Source organism: Emticicia sp. SJ17W-69 (genome assembly GCF_051209875.1).
Classification (GTDB): Bacteria; Bacteroidota; Bacteroidia; order Cytophagales; family Spirosomataceae; genus Emticicia.
This window is the reverse complement of sequence record NZ_JBNTQY010000001.1, coordinates 1218945-1237510: the sequence shown is the minus strand read 5'-3', so window position 1 is coordinate 1237510 and position 18566 is coordinate 1218945. Positions and strand designations below refer to the sequence as shown.

General features: G+C 41.9%; 1 protein-coding gene (only partly in view). It reads right to left on the bottom strand.

The window, feature by feature from the left end; all coding sequences use genetic code 11:
• Positions 1-18566 carry the start of a gliding motility-associated C-terminal domain-containing protein gene (locus ACQUQZ_RS05190; protein WP_435353703.1) on the bottom strand. Its footprint begins 29494 nt before the window's first position, so only the first 18566 of its 48060 coding nucleotides appear in the window; the start codon lies at positions 18564-18566; the stop codon falls past the left edge of the window.

The window sequence follows — 18566 nt, the reverse complement described above, 5'->3', positions numbered from 1 at the left end:
CCATTGCTCCACAAATATTTCAAGGCTCCTGTGCCACCACTCGCCGTCAAGTTCGCTTTGCCACTGTTATCCCCATTACAAGTTAAGTTTGTGCCAACAATGCTTGCTACTACTTTTGTTGGTTCGGTGATTAACACACTGGCTGTTGCACTGCAACTGTTCGCATCGGTTACTGTTACTGAATATGTACCCGCAGCTAAACCTGTTAAGTCTTCTGTCGTTGCTCCATTGCTCCACAAATATTTCAAAGCTCCTGTGCCACCACTCGCTGTCAAGTTCGCTTTGCCACTGTTATCCCCATTACAAGTCAAGTTTGTACCTACTATGCTTGCTACTACTTTTGTTGGTTCGGTGATTAACACACTGGCTGTTGCACTGCAATTGTTCGCATCGGTTACTGTTACTGAATATGTACCTGCAGCTAAACCTGTTAAATCTTCTGTCGTTGCTCCATTGCTCCACAAATATTTCAAGGCTCCTGTGCCACCACTCGCCGTCAAGTTCGCTTTGCCACTGTTATCGCCATTACAAGTTAAGTTTGTGCCAACAATGCTTGCTACTACTTTTGTTGGTTCGGTGATTAACACACTGGCTGTTGCTGTACACGAGTTCGCATCGGTTACTGTTACTGAATATGTACCTGCAGCTAAACCTGTTAAGTCTTCTGTCGTTGCTCCATTGCTCCACAAATATTTCAAAGCTCCTGTGCCACCACTCGCTGTTAAGTTCGCTTTGCCACTGTTATCGCCATTACAAGTTAAGTTTGTGCCAACAATGCTTGCTACTACTTTCGTTGGTTCGGTGATTAATACACTGGCAGTCGCACTGCAATAGTTCGCATCGGTTACTGTTACTGAATATGTACCCGCAGCTAAACCTGTTAAATCTTCTGTCGTTGCTCCATTGCTCCACAAATATTTCAAGGCTCCTGTGCCACCACTCGCTGTTAAGTTCGCTTTGCCACTGTTATCCCCATTACAAGTTAAGTTTGTGCCAACAATGCTCGCTACTACTTTTGTTGGTTCGGTGATTAACACACTGGCTGTTGCTGTACACGAGTTCGCATCGGTTACTGTTACTGAATATGTACCTGCAGCTAAACCTGTTAAGTCTTCTGTCGTTGCTCCATTGCTCCACAAATATTTCAAGGCTCCTGTGCCACCACTCGCTGTTAAGTTCGCTTTGCCACTGTTATCGCCATTACAAGTTAAGTTTGTGCCAACAATGCTCGCTACTACTTTCGTTGGTTCGGTGATTAATACACTGGCAGTCGCACTGCAATAGTTCGCATCGGTTACTGTGACACTGTATGTACCCGCAGCTAAACCTGTTAAATCTTCTGTCGTTGCTCCATTGCTCCACAAATATTTCAAGGCTCCTGTGCCACCACTCGCTGTCAAGTTCGCTTTGCCACTGTTATCCCCATTACAAGTTAAGTTTGTGCCAACAATGCTTGCTACTACTTTCGTTGGTTCGGTGATTAACACACTGGCTGTTGCACTGCAATTGTTCGCATCGGTTACTGTTACTGAATATGTACCTGCAGCTAAACCTGTTAAATCTTCTGTCGTTGCTCCATTGCTCCACAAATATTTCAAGGCTCCTGTGCCACCACTCGCCGTCAAGTTCGCTTTGCCACTGTTATCGCCATTACAAGTTAAGTTTGTGCCAACAATGCTTGCTACTACTTTCGTTGGTTCGGTGATTAACACACTGGCTGTTGCTGTACACGAGTTCGCATCGGTTACTGTTACTGAATATGTACCCGCAGCTAAACCTGTTAAGTCTTCTGTCGTTGCTCCATTGCTCCACAAATATTTCAAAGCTCCTGTGCCACCACTCGCTGTTAAGTTCGCTTTGCCACTGTTATCCCCATTACAAGTTAAGTTTGTGCCAACAATGCTTGCTACTACTTTTGTTGGTTCGGTGATTAACACACTGGCTGTTGCTGTACACGAGTTCGCATCGGTTACTGTTACTGAATATGTACCCGCAGCTAAACCTGTTAAGTCTTCTGTCGTTGCTCCATTGCTCCACAAATATTTCAAAGCTCCTGTGCCACCACTCGCTGTTAAGTTCGCTTTGCCACTGTTATCGCCATTACAAGTTAAGTTTGTGCCAACAATGCTTGCTACTACTTTTGTTGGTTCGGTGATTAACACACTGGCTGTTGCTGTACACGAGTTCGCATCGGTTACTGTGACACTGTATGTACCCGCAGCTAAACCTGTTAAGTCTTCTGTCGTTGCTCCATTGCTCCACAAATATTTCAAGGCTCCTGTACCACCACTCGCCGTCAAGTTCGCTTTGCCACTGTTATCGCCATTACAAGTTAAGTTTGTGCCAACAATGCTTGCTACTACTTTCGTTGGTTCGGTGATTAACACACTGGCTGTTGCTGTACACGAGTTCGCATCGGTTACTGTTACTGAATATGTACCTGCAGCTAAACCTGTTAAGTCTTCTGTCGTTGCTCCATTGCTCCACAAATATTTCAAGGCTCCTGTGCCACCACTCGCCGTCAAGTTCGCTTTGCCACTGTTATCGCCATTACAAGTCAAGTTTGTACCTACTATGCTCGCTACTACTTTTGTTGGTTCGGTGATTAACACACTGGCAGTCGCACTGCAATAGTTCGCATCGGTTACTGTGACACTGTATGTACCTGCAGCTAAACCTGTTAAATCTTCTGTCGTTGCTCCATTGCTCCACAAATATTTCAAAGCTCCTGTGCCACCACTCGCTGTCAAGTTCGCTTTGCCACTGTTATCCCCATTACAAGTCAAGTTTGTACCTACTATGCTTGCTACTACTTTTGTTGGTTCGGTGATTAACACACTGGCTGTTGCACTGCAATTGTTCGCATCGGTTACTGTTACTGAATATGTACCTGCAGCTAAACCTGTTAAATCTTCTGTCGTTGCTCCATTGCTCCACAAATATTTCAAGGCTCCTGTGCCACCACTCGCCGTCAAGTTCGCTTTGCCACTGTTATCGCCATTACAAGTTAAGTTTGTGCCAACAATGCTTGCTACTACTTTTGTTGGTTCGGTGATTAACACACTGGCTGTTGCTGTACACGAGTTCGCATCGGTTACTGTTACTGAATATGTACCTGCAGCTAAACCTGTTAAGTCTTCTGTCGTTGCTCCATTGCTCCACAAATATTTCAAAGCTCCTGTGCCACCACTCGCTGTTAAGTTCGCTTTGCCACTGTTATCGCCATTACAAGTTAAGTTTGTGCCAACAATGCTTGCTACTACTTTCGTTGGTTCGGTGATTAATACACTGGCAGTCGCACTGCAATAGTTCGCATCGGTTACTGTTACTGAATATGTACCCGCAGCTAAACCTGTTAAATCTTCTGTCGTTGCTCCATTGCTCCACAAATATTTCAAGGCTCCTGTGCCACCACTCGCTGTTAAGTTCGCTTTGCCACTGTTATCCCCATTACAAGTTAAGTTTGTGCCAACAATGCTCGCTACTACTTTTGTTGGTTCGGTGATTAACACACTGGCTGTTGCTGTACACGAGTTCGCATCGGTTACTGTTACTGAATATGTACCTGCAGCTAAACCTGTTAAGTCTTCTGTCGTTGCTCCATTGCTCCACAAATATTTCAAGGCTCCTGTGCCACCACTCGCTGTTAAGTTCGCTTTGCCACTGTTATCGCCATTACAAGTTAAGTTTGTGCCAACAATGCTCGCTACTACTTTCGTTGGTTCGGTGATTAATACACTGGCAGTCGCACTGCAATAGTTCGCATCGGTTACTGTGACACTGTATGTACCCGCAGCTAAACCTGTTAAATCTTCTGTCGTTGCTCCATTGCTCCACAAATATTTCAAGGCTCCTGTGCCACCACTCGCTGTCAAGTTCGCTTTGCCACTGTTATCCCCATTACAAGTTAAGTTTGTGCCAACAATGCTTGCTACTACTTTCGTTGGTTCGGTGATTAACACACTGGCTGTTGCACTGCAATTGTTCGCATCGGTTACTGTTACTGAATATGTACCTGCAGCTAAACCTGTTAAATCTTCTGTCGTTGCTCCATTGCTCCACAAATATTTCAAGGCTCCTGTGCCACCACTCGCCGTCAAGTTCGCTTTGCCACTGTTATCGCCATTACAAGTTAAGTTTGTGCCAACAATGCTTGCTACTACTTTCGTTGGTTCGGTGATTAACACACTGGCTGTTGCTGTACACGAGTTCGCATCGGTTACTGTTACTGAATATGTACCCGCAGCTAAACCTGTTAAGTCTTCTGTCGTTGCTCCATTGCTCCACAAATATTTCAAAGCTCCTGTGCCACCACTCGCTGTTAAGTTCGCTTTGCCACTGTTATCCCCATTACAAGTTAAGTTTGTGCCAACAATGCTTGCTACTACTTTTGTTGGTTCGGTGATTAACACACTGGCTGTTGCTGTACACGAGTTCGCATCGGTTACTGTTACTGAATATGTACCCGCAGCTAAACCTGTTAAGTCTTCTGTCGTTGCTCCATTGCTCCACAAATATTTCAAAGCTCCTGTGCCACCACTCGCTGTTAAGTTCGCTTTGCCACTGTTATCGCCATTACAAGTTAAGTTTGTGCCAACAATGCTTGCTACTACTTTTGTTGGTTCGGTGATTAACACACTGGCTGTTGCTGTACACGAGTTCGCATCGGTTACTGTGACACTGTATGTACCCGCAGCTAAACCTGTTAAGTCTTCTGTCGTTGCTCCATTGCTCCACAAATATTTCAAGGCTCCTGTACCACCACTCGCCGTCAAGTTCGCTTTGCCACTGTTATCGCCATTACAAGTTAAGTTTGTGCCAACAATGCTTGCTACTACTTTCGTTGGTTCGGTGATTAACACACTGGCTGTTGCTGTACACGAGTTCGCATCGGTTACTGTTACTGAATATGTACCTGCAGCTAAACCTGTTAAGTCTTCTGTCGTTGCTCCATTGCTCCACAAATATTTCAAGGCTCCTGTGCCACCACTCGCCGTCAAGTTCGCTTTGCCACTGTTATCGCCATTACAAGTCAAGTTTGTACCTACTATGCTCGCTACTACTTTTGTTGGTTCGGTGATTAACACACTGGCAGTCGCACTGCAATAGTTCGCATCGGTTACTGTGACACTGTATGTACCTGCAGCTAAACCTGTTAAATCTTCTGTCGTTGCTCCATTGCTCCACAAATATTTCAAGGCTCCTGTGCCACCACTCGCCGTCAAGTTCGCTTTGCCACTGTTATCGCCATTACAAGTCAAGTTTGTACCTACTATGCTCGCTACTACTTTTGTTGGTTCGGTGATTAACACACTGGCAGTCGCACTGCAATAGTTCGCATCGGTTACTGTGACACTGTATGTACCTGCAGCTAAACCTGTTAAATCTTCTGTCGTTGCTCCATTGCTCCACAAATATTTCAAGGCTCCTGTGCCACCACTCGCTGTCAAGTTCGCTTTGCCACTGTTATCGCCATTACAAGTTAAGTTTGTGCCAACAATGCTTGCTACTACTTTTGTTGGTTCGGTGATTAACACACTGGCTGTTGCTGTACACGAGTTCGCATCGGTTACTGTGACACTGTATGTACCCGCAGCTAAACCTGTTAAATCTTCTGTCGTTGCTCCATTGCTCCACAAATATTTCAAGGCTCCTGTGCCACCACTCGCCGTCAAGTTCGCTTTGCCACTGTTATCGCCATTACAAGTTAAGTTTGTGCCAACAATGCTTGCTACTACTTTCGTTGGTTCGGTGATTAACACACTGGCAGTCGCACTGCAACTGTTCGCATCGGTTACTGTTACTGAATATGTACCTGCAGCTAAACCTGTTAAGTCTTCTGTCGTTGCTCCATTGCTCCACAAATATTTCAAAGCTCCTGTGCCACCACTCGCTGTCAAGTTCGCTTTGCCACTGTTATCGCCATTACAAGTTAAGTTTGTACCTACTATGCTCGCTACTACTTTTGTTGGTTCGGTGATTAACACACTGGCTGTTGCTGTACACGAGTTCGCATCGGTTACTGTTACTGAATATGTACCCGCAGCTAAACCTGTTAAGTCTTCTGTCGTTGCTCCATTGCTCCACAAATATTTCAAGGCTCCTGTGCCACCACTCGCTGTCAAGTTCGCTTTGCCACTGTTATCGCCATTACAAGTTAAGTTTGTGCCAACAATGCTCGCTACTACTTTTGTTGGTTCGGTGATTAACACACTGGCTGTTGCTGTACACGAGTTCGCATCGGTTACTGTGACACTGTATGTACCCGCAGCTAAACCTGTTAAGTCTTCTGTCGTTGCTCCATTGCTCCACAAATATTTCAAGGCTCCTGTGCCACCACTCGCCGTCAAGTTCGCTTTGCCACTGTTATCCCCATTACAAGTTAAGTTTGTGCCAACAATGCTTGCTACTACTTTCGTTGGTTCGGTGATTAACACACTGGCTGTTGCTGTACACGAGTTCGCATCGGTTACTGTTACTGAATATGTACCTGCAGCTAAACCTGTTAAGTCTTCTGTCGTTGCTCCATTGCTCCACAAATATTTCAAAGCTCCTGTGCCACCACTCGCCGTCAAGTTCGCTTTGCCACTGTTATCGCCATTACAAGTTAAGTTTGTGCCAACAATGCTTGCTACTACTTTCGTTGGTTCGGTGATTAATACACTGGCAGTCGCACTGCAATAGTTCGCATCGGTTACTGTGACACTGTATGTACCCGCAGCTAAACCTGTTAAATCTTCTGTCGTTGCTCCATTGCTCCACAAATATTTCAAAGCTCCTGTACCACCACTCGCCGTCAAGTTCGCTTTGCCACTGTTATCGCCATTACAAGTTAAGTTTGTGCCAACAATGCTTGCTACTACTTTCGTTGGTTCGGTGATTAACACACTGGCTGTTGCTGTACACGAGTTCGCATCGGTTACTGTGACACTGTATGTACCCGCAGCTAAACCTGTTAAGTCTTCTGTCGTTGCTCCATTGCTCCACAAATATTTCAAGGCTCCTGTGCCACCACTCGCCGTCAAGTTCGCTTTGCCACTGTTATCGCCATTACAAGTTAAGTTTGTGCCAACAATGCTTGCTACTACTTTCGTTGGTTCGGTGATTAACACACTGGCTGTTGCTGTACACGAGTTCGCATCGGTTACTGTTACTGAATATGTACCTGCAGCTAAACCTGTTAAGTCTTCTGTCGTTGCTCCATTGCTCCACAAATATTTCAAGGCTCCTGTGCCACCACTCGCCGTCAAGTTCGCTTTGCCACTGTTATCGCCATTACAAGTCAAGTTTGTACCTACTATGCTCGCTACTACTTTTGTTGGTTCGGTGATTAACACACTGGCAGTCGCACTGCAATAGTTCGCATCGGTTACTGTGACACTGTATGTACCTGCAGCTAAACCTGTTAAATCTTCTGTCGTTGCTCCATTGCTCCACAAATATTTCAAGGCTCCTGTGCCACCACTCGCTGTCAAGTTCGCTTTGCCACTGTTATCGCCATTACAAGTTAAGTTTGTGCCAACAATGCTTGCTACTACTTTTGTTGGTTCGGTGATTAACACACTGGCTGTTGCTGTACACGAGTTCGCATCGGTTACTGTGACACTGTATGTACCCGCAGCTAAACCTGTTAAATCTTCTGTCGTTGCTCCATTGCTCCACAAATATTTCAAGGCTCCTGTGCCACCACTCGCCGTCAAGTTCGCTTTGCCACTGTTATCCCCATTACAAGTTAAGTTTGTGCCAACAATGCTTGCTACTACTTTTGTTGGTTCGGTGATTAACACACTGGCTGTTGCTGTACACGAGTTCGCATCTGTTACTGTGACACTGTATGTACCTGCAGCTAAACCTGTTAAGTCTTCTGTCGTTGCTCCATTGCTCCACAAATATTTCAAAGCTCCTGTACCACCACTCGCTGTTAAGTTCGCTTTGCCACTGTTATCGCCATTACAAGTCAGGTTTGTGCCAACAATGCTTGCTACTACTTTCGTTGGTTCGGTGATTAACACACTGGCTGTTGCTGTACACGAGTTCGCATCGGTTACTGTGACACTGTATGTACCCGCAGCTAAACCTGTTAAGTCTTCTGTCGTTGCTCCATTGCTCCACAAATATTTCAAGGCTCCTGTGCCACCACTCGCCGTCAAGTTCGCTTTGCCACTGTTATCGCCATTACAAGTTAAGTTTGTGCCAACAATGCTTGCTACTACTTTCGTTGGTTCGGTGATTAACACACTGGCTGTTGCTGTACACGAGTTCGCATCGGTTACTGTTACTGAATATGTACCTGCAGCTAAACCTGTTAAGTCTTCTGTCGTTGCTCCATTGCTCCACAAATATTTCAAGGCTCCTGTGCCACCACTCGCCGTCAAGTTCGCTTTGCCACTGTTATCGCCATTACAAGTCAAGTTTGTACCTACTATGCTCGCTACTACTTTTGTTGGTTCGGTGATTAACACACTGGCAGTCGCACTGCAATAGTTCGCATCGGTTACTGTGACACTGTATGTACCTGCAGCTAAACCTGTTAAATCTTCTGTCGTTGCTCCATTGCTCCACAAATATTTCAAGGCTCCTGTGCCACCACTCGCCGTCAAGTTCGCTTTGCCACTGTTATCGCCATTACAAGTCAAGTTTGTACCTACTATGCTCGCTACTACTTTTGTTGGTTCGGTGATTAACACACTGGCAGTCGCACTGCAATAGTTCGCATCGGTTACTGTGACACTGTATGTACCTGCAGCTAAACCTGTTAAATCTTCTGTCGTTGCTCCATTGCTCCACAAATATTTCAAGGCTCCTGTGCCACCACTCGCTGTCAAGTTCGCTTTGCCACTGTTATCGCCATTACAAGTTAAGTTTGTGCCAACAATGCTTGCTACTACTTTTGTTGGTTCGGTGATTAACACACTGGCTGTTGCTGTACACGAGTTCGCATCGGTTACTGTGACACTGTATGTACCCGCAGCTAAACCTGTTAAATCTTCTGTCGTTGCTCCATTGCTCCACAAATATTTCAAGGCTCCTGTGCCACCACTCGCCGTCAAGTTCGCTTTGCCACTGTTATCCCCATTACAAGTTAAGTTTGTGCCAACAATGCTTGCTACTACTTTTGTTGGTTCGGTGATTAACACACTGGCTGTTGCTGTACACGAGTTCGCATCTGTTACTGTGACACTGTATGTACCCGCAGCTAAACCTGTTAAATCTTCTGTCGTTGCTCCATTGCTCCACAAATATTTCAAGGCTCCTGTGCCACCACTCGCCGTCAAGTTCGCTTTGCCACTGTTATCCCCATTACAAGTTAAGTTTGTGCCAACAATGCTTGCTACTACTTTTGTTGGTTCGGTGATTAACACACTGGCTGTTGCTGTACACGAGTTCGCATCTGTTACTGTGACACTGTATGTACCTGCAGCTAAACCTGTTAAATCTTCTGTCGTTGCTCCATTGCTCCACAAATATTTCAAGGCTCCTGTGCCACCACTCGCTGTTAAGTTCGCTTTGCCACTGTTATCGCCATTACAAGTCAGGTTTGTACCTACAATGCTCGCTGTTACTTTATCAGCTTGATTTATTACTGTTGTAGCCGTTATAAAGCAACCATTTAACATAGCAGTAACAGTATATGTACCACTATTTGCAGGCAACGCCGCAATTTTCACAATTGCTCCTGTTGCACTGTAATTATTTGGCCCTGTCCATGAATATGTTGTTGCATTTCCTACGGCAGTTAATGTAATTTCATCACCATAACATTTAGGTCCGTTGTTTGAAGCAACTACTGTTGGTTTCGCCTTCATAGTAATTAACGCAGGATCAGAATCATCTTCATCAGTTGCTGCAGTACCACTATTTACTGGACCCGTTCCATTACCATCTATAAAGTCATCAGCTGGAGAGCCTGCTAAACCACCCGCATCATTAGCAGGGTTTGTATCAGCTTTGCTGTCGATATCCAATAAACTCAAGGCATTTGTTGCATTGTTACTAATTTCGGCCATGTTCACAATTGAACCTGTAGCCGCCGATGGAAGTACATTCAATGCTATATTAATTGTTGCACTTTGACCTGGCAATATTGGTCCAACAATAGTATATTTTGCGTTTCCAGCAACTAATGTCCAACCAGAGCTTAATGTACTATTCAAAGCCAAACCAGTTGGAATATAATCTGTAATATCAATATTTGAAGCCTTTAACGTACCTTGATTGTAAATGGTAATGGCGTAGTTTACGACATCTTCACAACCTACTTCCGAAGGTTGACCTGCTTTTAATTTCTTAACCAAAGCCAAATCAAATGTTTGTTTCACTACTACACTTGCTGGGTCTTCGTCATCTTCGTCTGTCGCTGCATTGGTATCATCATGTACACCTGTGCCATTTCCAGTAATCACATCATCACTTGCACTGTCTTCCTTGCCACCTGCATCATTATCCGCATTTTGGTCTGGGGTACTGTCTATATCATTTTGTCCTAAACTATTGCTCGCTCCACTGATCTCTGCACTGTTCACTAATTTAGTCCCTTCAAAATCTGCATTTACTTTCAAAGTAATCGCTACCGTCGCTGTACCATTATTATCACTGATGCTCGCTATTGGACTATTCAACGTCGCTTTGCCTGCTACTGATGTCCAGTTGGCATCATTCAAACTCATCCCACTTGGAATGTAATCTGTTATCTGTACATTCGTCGCGGTTAAGGTCCCTTGATTCGTTACTGTGATAATGTATTTCACATCACTACCTGGTACTACTACTTGACTTGGATTTGATAATTTCTTAACTAAAGCCAAATCAAATGTTTGTTTCACTACTACACTTGCTGGGTCTTCGTCATCTTCGTCTGTCGCTGCATTGGTATCATCATGTACACCTGTGCCATTTCCAGTAATCACATCATCACTTGCACTGTCTTCCTTGCCACCTGCATCATTATCCGCATTTTGGTCTGGGGTACTGTCTATATCATTTTGTCCTAAACTATTGCTCGCTCCACTGATCTCTGCACTGTTTACTAATTTAGTCCCTTCAAAATCTGCATTTACTTTCAAAGTAATCGCTACCGTCGCTGTACCATTATTATCACTGATGCTCGCTATTGGACTATTCAACGTCGCTTTGCCTGCTACTGATGTCCAGTTGGCATCATTCAAACTCATCCCACTTGGAATGTAATCTGTTATCTGTACATTCGTCGCGGTTAAGGTCCCTTGATTCGTTACTGTGATAATGTATTTCACATCACTACCTGGTACTACTACTTGACTTGGATTTGATAATTTCTTAACTAAAGCCAAATCAAATGTTTGTTTCACTACTACACTTGCTGGGTCTTCGTCATCTTCGTCTGTCGCTGCATTGGTATCATCATGTACACCTGTACCATTTCCAGTAATCACATCATCACTTGCACTGTCTTCCTTGCCACCTGCATCATTATCCGCATTTTGGTCTGGGGTACTGTCTATATCATTTTGTCCTAAACTATTGCTCGCTCCACTGATCTCTGCACTGTTTACTAATTTAGTCCCTTCAAAATCTGCATTTACTTTCAAAGTAATCGCTACCGTCGCTGTACCATTATTATCACTGATGCTCGCTATTGGACTATTCAACGTCGCTTTGCCTGCTACTGATGTCCAGTTGGCATCATTCAAACTCATCCCACTTGGAATGTAATCTGTTATCTGTACATTCGTCGCGGTTAAGGTCCCTTGATTCGTTACTGTGATAATGTATTTCACATCACTACCTGGTACTACTACTTGACTTGGATTTGATAATTTCTTAACTAAGGCCAAATCAAATGTTTGAGTAATATTAAGTAAAGCTGGGTCTTCATCATCTTCGTCTGTCGCTGCTACACCGTCACCTATTGCACCAGTACCATTTCCATCTACATAATCATCGGCTGGACTACTTACTAATCCACCTTTATCATCACCTAATGTTGCGTTTGGATTACTATCTTTATCTAAAAGACCTCTTGCATTTGTTACTGCACTAATTTCTGCTCTATTGATTACAGTCGCTCCTTCATAAGACTGATTGATTGTAAATGTTATATCTTTTGTAACTGTTATACCTGGAGCAAGCGTTGCAATTACTGCGTTCAAAGTAGCTTTTCCTGAAACTGCTGTCCATGCAGCATCTGCTAAAGTTAAGCCTGTTGGTATATAATCTGTTACTTGTACATTCGTTGCCGTTACTGTTCCTTGATTAATAACTGAGATTGTAAATGTTACATTATCACCTGGTTTATAAGTACCAGCAGTTTTTAATACTTTCTTCAATGCTAAGTCAAACGAACAATCTTGTGGAGTGAGGTTAACAGATGTTGTAGCTGAACAGCCATTTTTATCTGTAACAGTCACACTATATGTACCTTCAGCTTTAGCTGTTAAGTCTTCCGTAGTTGCTCCATTCGACCACAGGTAAGTATAAGGCGTTGTTCCACCTGATACGGACAAATTAATTGAACCATCTGATTTTTCACACTTAGGGTCAACTTTAGTTGTTGATAATAATAATGTTGCTGGTTGTGTAAGCGAAGTTGTAGCAGTACCTATACATCCCTTAGTATCTTTAATTGTGATAGTATAAGTTGTATTTGGGTCTAAACCAGTAAATGTATTTGTAGTTGCGGCTGGTGTTGTAAATGTTCCACCATTTAAACTAAATGTATATTGTGGTGTACCACCATTTCCTGTTGCTAAGACTTTCCCGTCTTTTGCTCCATTACATGTAATATTTGTTGGAGTAAGCGTTACTGATGGATTAGGATTTACTGTGACAGTTACTGCATCTGTTGCGGTACAACCATTATTTGAACTGGTTGTACAAGTAACTGAATATGTAATCGTTATTGGAGACGCTCCAGTATTTGTCGGAATTACTGTAACCGAAGTTGTTGTTGCACTATTGGCCGAAGCACTCCATAATAATGTACCTCCTGAGCAACCAGTTGCTGTTAAAATTGTTGATGTTCCGCTACAAACAGCAAAATCTGCTGGTAAACTAACAGTTGGTGTTGGCGTTACTGTTACAACTCCTGTTGATGTTGCTTTACATCCATTCGTATTTGTACAAGTAGCTATATAACTATATGAACCAACACTTGCAGGAGTAACAGTAATTGTTGTTCCATTTGCTGTACTTGCACCTGACCATACGACATTACCTACACAACCAGTAGCTGTTAAAGTGGCTGTTCCACCTAAACATATTGTTTTTGAATCTGCTGATACAGTAGGATTTGGATTAACTGTAATAACAATAGCATCTGTTGCAGTACAACCATTGTAAGTATTAGTGGTACAAGTAACCGAGTAATTAACAGTAATCGGTGTAGCACCATTATTTGTAGGTACAACGGTTATTGTTGATGCTGTCGAATTATTGCTCCATAATAATGTGCCTGTGCAACCTGTAGCAGTCAGTGTTGTACTTGTACCACTACAAACTTGAAAATCTGCGGGTAAAGAGACCGTTGCTGCTGGCAATACTGTTACCTTAGCACCATCAGAAGCACTACAACCATTTTTGATAACTGTTAAAATATAATCAGTCGTAGTGGTTGGGGTAACTGTATAGGTTTGGCTTGTTGAAAGAACAGTACTATTGGTTGAACTTCTCCATTCATAAGTTGCTCCTGCAACTGGCGTTGCTGTTAAAGTAGCACTTCCTCCTGCACAGATAGTTACATCTGGAACATTAGCAGAAACATTGTTTTGTGTAACAACTACAATATCGCTTTTTACACATCCTTGGCAATCTGTTACAGTCAATGTATAAGTTCCTGCCGCATTTACTGTAACATTTTCAGTATTATTAGCTCCAACAATTCCAGGGCCTGACCACAAATAAGTAACACTGTTATTTGTACTGCCTACTGTACTTGCTTTTACATAATCTAATCTAAATGCACATTTGCCATTATCAGTAACTTTGATGTAACGGGCGGCTGAAGATAAAGTATAAGTATATTCTTGTAAAGATGTATGTGTAAATAATAAAGATGAAACCAAATTTACATAGCCTGATGATGGACTTGTTGAGGCTTGTATCAAAGCATCTGATTGATAAGATGTTGTGTTTGAACAATGCTCTAATTTTAAACTTACTCTTATGATTGTTCCTGCTGGATATGATTGCCCTAAATCTAAAGTAATAGATGAGGGTGATGGATCGCCTGATTTTGTCCATAATTTCGCTCCTAAATTATCGCCACAAACTTTCGCATAGTTTAAATCTGCAATCCAACCTGTTGAGGCTGTGATTGTTGTTGCACAGGTGGTAACCCCTGGAGTACCACAAATCGAAACATTTGATACTGTGCCATTTAAAACAATTTGATCAGTATTACAAAGTGTTTTGTCTGGACCTGCATCTACAGTTAAAGTACAGTTTTGTGTACAAATAAGGGTTGTCGTCACAGTTCCAACACAATTTGGAGCATTGACTGTTCTTACATAAAAAGTGTAAGTAGTTCCAGGTGCAGCAGAACCTGATAATCCTGTAAATACATTTGAACTTTGTTTAGTAACAAAGTTATCTTTACTATATTCATAAGCACCAGTACCACCTGTTGCAGTCACAGTAACCGAACCATTGCTTTGCGTACAAATAGGTTGTGTTGGTGTACCACTCACTACTAAAGTTGGTATTGGATTTACAGTAACCCTAACTCCGTCAGAAGCACTACAACCATTTTTAATCACTGTTAAAATATAATCAGTTGTTGTAGTTGGGGTAACTGTAAAGGTTGGATTCGTTGAAAGCACTGCACTATTGGTTGAACTTCTCCATTCATAAGTTGCACCTGTAACTAAGGTAGCCGTTAAGGTAGTACTTCCTCCTGCACAGATAGTTGCATCAACGCCTGCATTAGCAGACACATTATTTTGTGTAACAACTACAACATCGCTTTTTTGACAGTTATTACAATCCGTTACTGTTAATGTATATGTTCCTGCCGCATTTACTGTAACACTTTCAGTATTATTAGCTCCAACAATTCCTGGACCTGTCCACAGATAAGTAACGCTATTTGATGTGGTAGCAACAGTACTTGCTTTTACATAATCTAATCTAAATGCACATTTGCCATTATCAGTAACTTTGATGTAACGGGCGGCTGAAGATAAAGTATAAGTATATTCTTGTAAAGATGTATGTGTAAATAATAAAGATGAAACCAAATTTACATAGCCTGATGATGGACTTGTTGAGGCTTGTATCAAAGCATCTGATTGATAAGATGTTGTGTTTGAACAATGCTCTAATTTTAAACTTACTCTTATAATTGTTCCTGCTGGATATGATTGCCCTAAATCTAAAGTAATAGATGAGGGTGATGGATCGCCTGATTTTGTCCATAATTTCGCTCCTAAATTATCGCCACAAACTTTCGCATAGTTTAAATCTGCAATCCAACCTGTTGAGGCTGTGATTGTTGTTGCACAGGTAGTGATTCCTGGTGTTCCACAAGAAGAAACATTAGTAACTGTACCATTCAAAACAATTTGGTCAGTATTACAAATTGTCTTGTTTGCACCTGCATCCACAGTTAAAGTACAACAATTCAAATAATCACCAGTGGCAGTGCCATTAACATAGCTTTCATTGATACTGGTTACTGCATTATGTAAATCTGTAATGGTATATGAAGTTGTACAGCCTCCCAAAGCTTTATTGGCTTCGTCTAAAACAAACTGGACTGTTTTTCCTGCAAATACGCCAGACTTAACTATTAAGTTCTTTAGATTATCTGTTGAAGTACCAAAATTGGCATCATAGTTATCGAAGCCTACACTTAGTGTCAATGCAACAACCTGTCCAGCAAAATTATTGCTATATGATTGTCCAGGGTTGGTAAGTGTTCCTGCTGGTAATGTGGTTGGAGTTGTACCTGATGGTAAGAAATCTTGAACTGCTTGAGATGTTGTCAGTTTTAATAATCTTGTTCCACAACCTACAGTCACACCACTTGGGAACGCTCCTACAAAATTTGCATCACGATACGCTCCTGGGTTTTCGCCGTTGGCATCACTACCCCAACCACCTTGTGTTTGCGTACGGAAACCGTTGCAATCATAAGGCTGAGTAATAATAAACTGCCACATTTTGCTACATCCCTGTACATCTTTTACAGTTACCCAATAAATACCTGCTTTAAGATTCGTACGGTTTTGTGTTGTTACTCCATCATTCCATAAATAGGTATAAGGTGCAATACCACCTGTAACTGTTACATTGATTGCTCCTGTCGAAGCACCCATTGTTGTAACATTCGTAACTGTACCAGAAATAACTGTGTTACAGGTTTGTACGCAAGTGAGTGTTACACTCAAAGTCTTTGTACAGGTAAGGGCATTTTTATCTCTTATTTCTAATGTATAAGAACCCTGAGCTAAACCTGTATAAGTATTTGATGGTTGCCATGTTCCACTATTAATACGGTATTCATAAGAGCCACTACCTCCTGTACCTGTTACAGTAATCGAACCATTACTAACATTACAGTTAGGGTCAACTTTACTACCTAATGTTAAATTGACAACACCATAACAAGTTGTTAATATTACATCTGTAAATTTCAATGCTGTACCACGGGCATGCCCTACTACTCTAACTTTTGTAGTATTGGTCGGAGCAATAGCTGCAATCGTACTCAAAACTTCGAGTGTACCATTATAATTTAACGTTGTTGCTGAATGTGCCGATTCTCCAATTTTAGTAGCACCATTATAAAACTCCAAATACATTTCAGCCACAGCATTGGCATTTGCGATACCATGTGAAGCAACCCAAGCATCTAAAGTATAAGTCAATCCAGATACGGCTGTTTGTTCTTGATAAACATAAAAATCACTATTGGTATTGCTATTATTTAAAACGCCAAAATTTCCACGATTTGAACCAGTTCCTAATGTCCATGCACCTTGTGGAGCTGTCCAACTACTTGGAGGATTCCCGGTTGCCATATCTCCATTTACTACAAAATTATTAGAAATACAACCTGTACAACACGCAGAAGGAGCCGTCGTAAAAGTAATATCACTAAAACATTCGTCCTTTCCACTCCAAGCTCGAACTGTATAGGTCGTACCTGGTTTGAGATTAGTAAATTTAACCGAAGTCGCTCCTGAAGCTAATGTAACATTTGAAGCTGCACCATAAACAGGTATTTGTCCATAAGACGAACCTTCTTTTATATCAGCTTTGACAATATCAGTAGCATTATAAACAAGTCCTCTAATAGTAGCTGTTGCATTATTATTAGGCGTACTTCCTGTACAAGTTCCAGGTGTAGTACTTACATTACTAAGTGTCAACACAGGAGCGGTACAAATACATTTAAAGTTTCCACAAACCCATGCGATTGATTTTGCAGTAAAACCAGAACGGTAGTCTAAGTAAGAGTTAAAACCCCCTGTTACTGTATTTAATTGAGTTACGCAATCTCCTTGAAAAGTTGTAATATATAAAATTGGATCAGTGCCGATGTTTGGTCCAAAAGCTAAGTCAAATGCGTTTACATTTCCATAAGGTGCGTGTGTAGCAACGGGCATAGTGAAAGTTGCAAGAGGAGAACTATTATAGGCACTAGGATTATATTTAAAAATTTTATCTGCTTTCGTTCCACCTGCTGTACTTGAAGCAACTGCCCAAAGATTACCTGCTGCATCAAATATAATACCTCTATATTGATAGCCCGATGGAGCGTCAGCAATTTTGGTACTTGCTCCCGTCATTACTCCACTAACAATCGTTGTTGGATTAAAATATTCAATTGTACTTGCTCCTCCTTGCCAGTTAGTAGAAACATAAACATTCCCATTTGATGGTCTAACAGCACAACCCCATAAATCAGCAGTTCCAGAATTTACTAAAGTTGATTTTTGTTTATAACCAACTACATTTTTATTTACAGTACTTACTTTGTATACACCTGTATAAGTCGAAACAAACAAAAAATTAAAATCACTGGTTGGTGATACATCTAATATATCTTCTCCAGAAGGTAATTGAATAGGAGTGAGAAATGTTCCTGCTACAATATCATAAATACGAATTTGTCCAACACTATTAGGCGTAGATAAATACGCTATGTTTTTTGTTGGGTCAACAACCATGCCTTCACCACCACCACCAGGTAAACTACAACCTGTGAAAGCTTGATTTGAAGAGTATTGATATACATCTGTTAATCCATTGGTTCCTGCAGCCGAACCAGTTTCTCCAACAAGTAAATAATACTTGTCGCAGCCTTGCGGTGCATTTTGTGCTTCAGCAGTTGAAACTGAACCTAATGAAAACAACATTGCTAAAAAAGCTAAAACATAGCCTCCGATTACTGGGCGGAATGCTTGCTTTCTTGCTTTGATAGACAATCCATTTCCAACAAACACCTGCATTACAGGCATTTGAAAAAATGTTTTCCATACTTTTTCTGATAGAAAAAAGTTAATCAAAGCAGCGAAAAGGTAGAACGCTTTCCCTTTTTTAGCAATTTTGTTGACAATAGCCAACCAAGATGTAGAATTTCTCAT